The following is a 5,798-nucleotide window of genomic DNA, read 5'->3' as shown; positions in this document are numbered from 1 at the left end:
CATCCGAACACTCCACGAGCGTGATCGCATCGCGGTGGGGGCGGTGGGCGACCGGGGAGCGCGGGCGTATCTGCGGGAGCACCGCGATGCGATCACGCTCGTGGAGTGTTCGGATGTGGCCGAGGCGTACGACATCGACACCTCGCAGGACCTGAAGCACCTGGAGTGACCGTGCGGAACCGCTCGCCGTCCACCGTCCGTGGCCGTGCTGGCACGCTGCGCCGCCATCGGACCGTTTCTGTCGACCCGGAGAATCTCGACATCAACAAACCATTGAACTTCCACCATGAGGAAACTACTATCCACTGGTCAGAAGCCCTCTGAACCTCAGACGGCGCCCACGGCCGTATCTCGGAGCCATGGCACGCCGTGCCGTCTCAGGCGACCCGGCGGCCATGAGACGCCGCCGCCCGCTGAAGGAGTGACAGCTCATGTCCGCACCAGCGCCGTCCACGCTGGCCATCGTCGATGCCGAGCCCCTGCCCCGGCAGGAAGAGGTCCTGACCGACGCGGCCCTCGCGTTCGTGGCCGAACTGCACCGCCGGTTCACCCCGCGCCGCAATGAGCTGCTCGCCCGGCGCGGTGAGCGCCGCGCCGAGATCGCCCGCACCTCCACGCTGGACTTCCTGCCCGAGACGGCGGCGGTCCGCGCGGACGACTCCTGGAAGGTCGCACCGGCTCCGGCCGCGCTGAACGACCGCCGGGTGGAGATCACCGGTCCGACCGACCGCAAGATGACCATCAACGCCCTGAACTCGGGCGCCAAGGTCTGGCTCGCCGACTTCGAGGACGCGTCCGCCCCCACGTGGGAGAACGTCGTCCTCGGCCAGCTCAACCTCACCGACGCCTACGAGCGCCGCATCGACTTCACCGACCCGAGGTCGGGCAAGTCGTACGCGCTGAAGTCCCCCGGCGAACTCGCCACGGTCGTCATGCGCCCGCGCGGCTGGCACCTGGAGGAGCGCCACCTCCAGCTGGACGGCGTCTCCGTGCCGGGCGCGCTCGTCGACTTCGGCCTCTACTTCTTCCACAACGCGCAGCGCCTGATCGACCTCGGCAAGGGCCCGTACTTCTACCTCCCGAAGACGGAGTCGCACCTGGAGGCCCGCCTCTGGAACGACATCTTCGTCTTCGCCCAGGACTACGTCGGCATCCCGCAGGGAACCGTCCGCGCGACGGTGCTGATCGAGACGATCACCGCCGCGTACGAGATGGAGGAGATCCTCTACGAGCTGCGCGACCACGCCTCCGGGCTCAACGCCGGCCGCTGGGACTACCTCTTCTCCATCGTCAAGAACTTCCGTGACGGCGGGGCCAAGTTCGTCCTCCCGGACCGCAACGCGGTGACCATGACCGCCCCGTTCATGCGGGCCTACACCGAACTCCTGGTCCGCACCTGCCACAAGCGCGGCGCGCACGCGATCGGCGGCATGGCGGCCTTCATCCCCTCGCGCCGCGACGCCGAGGTCAACAAGGTCGCCTTCGAGAAGGTCAAGGCGGACAAGGACCGCGAGGCGCACGACGGCTTCGACGGCTCCTGGGTCGCCCACCCCGACCTGGTCCCGATCGCCCTGGCCTCCTTCGACGCGGTCCTCGGCGAGAAGCCCAACCAGAAGGACCGCCTCCGCGAGGACGTCTCGGTGGCCCCGGGCGACCTGATCGCCATCGACACCCTCGACGCGAGCCCGACCTACGACGGCCTGCGCAACGCCGTCGCGGTCGGCATCCGCTACATCGAGGCCTGGCTGCGGGGCCTGGGCGCGGTCGCCATCTTCAACCTGATGGAGGACGCCGCCACCGCGGAGATCTCCCGCTCGCAGATCTGGCAGTGGATCAACGCGGACGTGGTCTTCGAGAACGGCGAACACGCCACGGCGGACCTGGCCCGCAAGGTCGCCGCCGAGGAACTGACCGCGATCCGCGAGGAGATCGGCGAGGAGACCTTCACCGCCGGCAAGTGGCAGCAGGCCCACGACCTCCTGCTCCAGGTCTCCCTGGACCAGGACTACGCGGACTTCCTGACGCTGCCGGCGTACGAGCAGCTGCGCTGACCCCACGGCGCGAGCACCGTCACCGCCCCCGGCCCCGCACAGCGCCGGGGGCGGTGGTGTTCCCGGCCGGGGTCACTCGTGCCGCTCCCGGACACCCGCTCCTCGGCACCTCACGTCCACACCGCCCCCAGTGCCACAAAACCGCAGATGAGAGCGGCCAGGATCGCCAGCAGCGGCCAGACGAACCGCAGGTACGTGTCGTAGCCGATCTTCGCCAGGGCCACCCCGCCGATGGTGACCGCCGTCGTCGGGACCCAGAGGTTCATCCAGCCGCTCGCCGCCTGCCACGCCGTGACGACCACGGCGCGGGAGACGCCCGCGAAGTCGGCGAGCGGAGCCAGGATCGGCATCGCCAGCGTGGCGTGGCCGGAGGTGGAGGGGATGAGGAAGGCGAGCGGCAGGTTGACGATGAAGACGAAGACCGCGAACACCGCCGACGAGGTGCCCGAGACCACGCCCTCGATGGAGTGCAGCACGGTGTCGGTGATCTGCGAGTTGTTCATGATGACCGTGACGCCGCGCGCGAGGACGATGACCAGGGCCGGGGAGATGAAGTCCGCCGCGCCCTGGATGATCGTCGCGCTGAGCTTCTGCTCGCCGAACCGGGCGACGACGCCCACCAGGACCGCCGCGACCAGGAACAGGGCGGCCAGATGGGGGAAGGACCAGCCGAGTTCGAAGCCGTACGGGGTCGCGTCGGCGTCGCCCGTGAGGGCGCTGGACCACGGGACGACCGAGAAGATCATGAAGCTGAAGACCAGGGCGACCAGGACAAGGATGGTCCGGTGGAGCCCGGTCAGCTCCGGGGGCTCCCCCGCGTCCGCCGCGTTGTGCTCGCGGTCGCCGGGCAGGAAGCCGGAGAGCGAGCGGTCGGGATTCCTGCGGACGCGGCCCGCGTAGCGGATGACGTAGCCGATCGTCACGGCCGTCAGGACCACCCACATGATCGCGCGCAGCACGATGCCGTCGCCGAGCGAGATGTCGGCGGCGGAGGACGCGACTCCGGTGGCGAAGGGATTCACGGTGGAGCAGAGCACGCCGATGCCCGCGCCGAGGATGATCGTGCCGGTGGCCACCATGCGGTCGTAGCCGAGGGCCAGCATCAGCGGGATGATCAGGCCGTAGAAGCCGAGCGTCTCCTCCGCGAACCCCTCGACGGTGCCCAGGAGGGAGAAGACCAGCATCACGCCCGCGATGAGCAGCGCTCCCCGGTCGCGCAGCCGGTGCGCGAGGCGGCCGATGCCCCGGTCCAGGGCGCCGGTGGCGAACACCACGGTGATGAACGCGCCGATGGCGAGCACGAAGAGGAACACGCCCGCGCTGCCGTACAGTTCGCCGGCCAGATCCGGGCCGACCTCGCCCGTCTTCGCGTCCTGGACGCCGTAGAGGCCGTTGACCGGGGAGAGGAAGAGGTCGTTCAGGCGGTCCACGAAGCTCTGGTCGGAGTCGACCCGGTGGTACGTGCCCTGGACCGGGGCGCCCTCCTCGTTGCGGTCGTACGCTCCGGGCGGGACCAGGAAGGCCAGCGCCCAGACGGCCAGCGTGACGACCGCGAGGATCGTGAGGGCGCTGGGGAAGGTGAACCCCTTCTTGGCCGGGGGCTCTTCCTCCGGGGCCGGTTTCGTGTCGGCCGCGCTGCTCATGCCGTGTCCCCGCCCGTCGCGGTCCCGTACGTCCTCGCGTACTCGCGCAGGAACGCGGCCTCCGCGATCACCGCCGACCACAGCTCCGAGAAGAGGACCCGCTCGTTCGGGGCGCGCAGGTCGCCCATGCCGTCCCGGAGCGCGGTACGGGCGGCGCGGTACGCCGGGCCGTCGGTCGCGGGTTCGCATCCGGAGGCCTGGTCGCCCGGCGTGACGGTGAGCGGGATACGGAACGGGCGCGGGGACTCCAGACGGGTGACGAGGAGGTCCAGCCTCTCCACCCGCTCCACGCCCGCGCCCCGCAACAGGTCCACGAGGAGGTCGTGGGCCTCGCGCACGGGCTCGGGCGGGAAGCCGGGGAAGGCGATGGGCGGGATGGCCGTCAGCCGTTCCAGGTCGGCGACGAGACCGTCCATCAGCACGTCGACCCGCGTGCTCAGGTCCTCTCCCGGATCCATGGTTCAGCCCCTTCGGTCCACTGGCCTTCCGGGACCAATGGACCATGGGGGGCCGCGCGCCGCACGCCTGGGAGACGGCGGTCGGGCGTTCCTCAGTCCGTCAGGACGACCGTCCGCTGGGCCGAGAAGTCACCCCACTTGCCGTCCGGAAGCTTGGCCCTGAGCTTCACCGAATAGCGGGTGCCCGCCGGGTCGGAGAGGTCCAGCCGGTAGGTGGCCCGCCCCTTGGGAGGCGTGCCGCCCCAGACGATGGTGGTGGTCAGCTTGCCGTTCAGATGAAGCTCGTAGGCGGGGATGACTCCGCCCGTCTCGGGCTGGTCCCAGGACAGGTCGAGGGTGAAGTCGGCGCCCTCCTTGCCGACCTCGGCGCTCAGACCGGTGGGGGCGGTGCTCGCGGGGGCGCCGGGGGCGGACTCGGTGGTGAGGTCGAACGTGTTGCTGTCGGCCGAGGACTTGTCGGAGGCGTCCCGTGCCCGGACGGTGAAGGTGTAGACGGTCCCCGGGCGCAGGCCCGTGAGCTTCGCCGTGGTCTCGGAGGCCGGGACGCTGTGGATCCGGGAGTCCTCCTGGTAGATGTCGTACGAGGTGACGCCGACGTCGTCCTTGGACGCGCCCCAGGTGAGGGTGGCGGCACGTTTCCCGTCGGCGCTGCCCGTCAGCCTCGCCGGGACGGTGGGAGGCGTGTCGTCCTTGGGCGGGGTGGCCTGGGTGGTGACGGGGACGCCCTTGCTGGGCGCGGAGAGATTGCCCGCTGTGTCCTTGGTCCGGACGCTGAAGGTGTAGTCCGTCGAGGCCGTCAGCCCGTCGACGTCGATCATGGTCTTGGTCGCCGGGACGCTCTTGACCTTGGCCTTGCCACGGTAGATCTCGTATCCGGCGACCTTCTTGTTGTCGGAGGCGCCTTCCCACATGACGTGCACCGAGGTGGAGCTGCTGGCCTGAGCGGTCACGCCCTTGGGGGTGCCGGGAGGCTGCGTGTCGGCTTCGGCGGTGCCACCGCAGGCGGAGAGGAGGGGGGTGAGAAGCAGGGCGGAACAGGTCAACGCGGCAGATATGTGGGGGCGTTGCACGGTGGTGCCTTCCATCCGGACAGCAATGGTCCAGACCTGTATGCCATGGCTCGGGGGTCGCCGACAAGAGGACGGCGAGGAACCATCCGCTATGTGACGGTGTGCGCCACCCGGCCACGGTCCGGGCAAGGCAGGGCAGGGCAGGGCAGGGGGCAGCCTCCCGGGAATCGGATCGCGCGCCACCCGGTCGATGAGTTTCCGGTGGCCGAAGGGTCTTCCCTGTATGGACGCACAGGAGAACCCCGTGCCGGATGCCGCCGCTCCTCCCGACCTGGAGCCGGCCGCCCGGCGGATCGTCACGCTGCTCGGCCCGGTCGACGACAGCCGGCTGGACGGCCCCACCCCCTGTCCCGACTACGCCGTACGGGAGCTGCTCGGCCATCTCGCCGGGCTCGCCGCCGCATTCCGCGACGCCGCCCGCAAGGATCTCGGGGCGAGCACCGCCGTCTCCCCGGACGCCGCCCTCCCCGTCCTCGACGACGACTGGCGTGAGACGTTGCCCCGACGGCTGGACGAGATGGCGGCGGCCTGGCGCTCGCCCGGCGCCTGGACGGGCATGACCCTGTCTCTTATACA

General features: G+C 70.3%; 5 protein-coding genes. 2 read left to right on the top strand and 3 right to left on the bottom strand.

Translation table 11 applies throughout. The features are described 5' to 3' along the window. Positions 1–431 precede the first annotated feature (431 nt). Positions 432–2,051, top strand: a complete 1,620-nt coding sequence (gene aceB, locus HET64_RS35645) for a malate synthase A (protein WP_215111389.1) — start codon at positions 432–434, stop codon at positions 2,049–2,051. Between the two features lie 110 nt (positions 2,052–2,161). Here the strand turns inward: aceB and HET64_RS35640 are convergent, their stop codons facing one another. The 3 genes from HET64_RS35640 to HET64_RS35630 all read right to left on the bottom strand — a co-directional run bounded on the left by HET64_RS35640 (position 2,162) and on the right by HET64_RS35630 (position 5,237). Then, on the bottom strand, positions 2,162–3,694 hold the full coding sequence (locus HET64_RS35640; protein ID WP_215111388.1) for a YfcC family protein: 1,533 nt from the start codon (positions 3,692–3,694) through the stop codon (positions 2,162–2,164). Continuing rightward, positions 3,691–4,152 carry a hypothetical protein gene (locus HET64_RS35635; RefSeq protein ID WP_215111387.1) on the bottom strand — a complete coding sequence of 154 codons (462 nt, stop codon included), beginning with the start codon at positions 4,150–4,152 and terminating at the stop codon, positions 3,691–3,693. Before HET64_RS35635 ends, HET64_RS35640 begins: the two co-directional genes overlap by 4 nt. Positions 4,153–4,244: 92 nt before the next feature. Next, positions 4,245–5,237: a fibronectin type III domain-containing protein gene (locus HET64_RS35630; protein WP_215111386.1), complete on the bottom strand. Its 993-nt coding sequence runs from the start codon at positions 5,235–5,237 to the stop codon at positions 4,245–4,247. Between the two features lie 208 nt (positions 5,238–5,445). Here HET64_RS35630 and HET64_RS35625 point away from each other — a divergent pair. After that, positions 5,446–5,798, top strand: a 353-nt coding sequence (locus HET64_RS35625; RefSeq protein WP_215111385.1) for a maleylpyruvate isomerase family mycothiol-dependent enzyme, incomplete at its 3' end; no start/stop codon positions are given.

Source organism: Streptomyces sp. McG3 (genome assembly GCF_018619185.1).
Taxonomy (GTDB): Bacteria; Actinomycetota; Actinomycetes; order Streptomycetales; family Streptomycetaceae; genus Streptomyces.
Note: the sequence above shows the minus strand (reverse complement) of the source record. Positions and strands in the feature narration are given on the sequence as shown.

What these genes read in the sequence shown, in the direction of transcription:
- aceB (WP_215111389.1), top strand. Translation starts at nt 432, where the DNA reads ATGTCCGCACCAGCGCCGTCCACGCTGGCCATCGTCGATGCCGAGCCC.
- HET64_RS35640 (WP_215111388.1), bottom strand. Translation starts at nt 3,694, where the DNA reads ATGAGCAGCGCGGCCGACACGAAACCGGCCCCGGAGGAAGAGCCCCCG.
- HET64_RS35635 (WP_215111387.1), bottom strand. Translation starts at nt 4,152, where the DNA reads ATGGATCCGGGAGAGGACCTGAGCACGCGGGTCGACGTGCTGATGGAC.
- HET64_RS35630 (WP_215111386.1), bottom strand. Translation starts at nt 5,237, where the DNA reads ATGGAAGGCACCACCGTGCAACGCCCCCACATATCTGCCGCGTTGACC.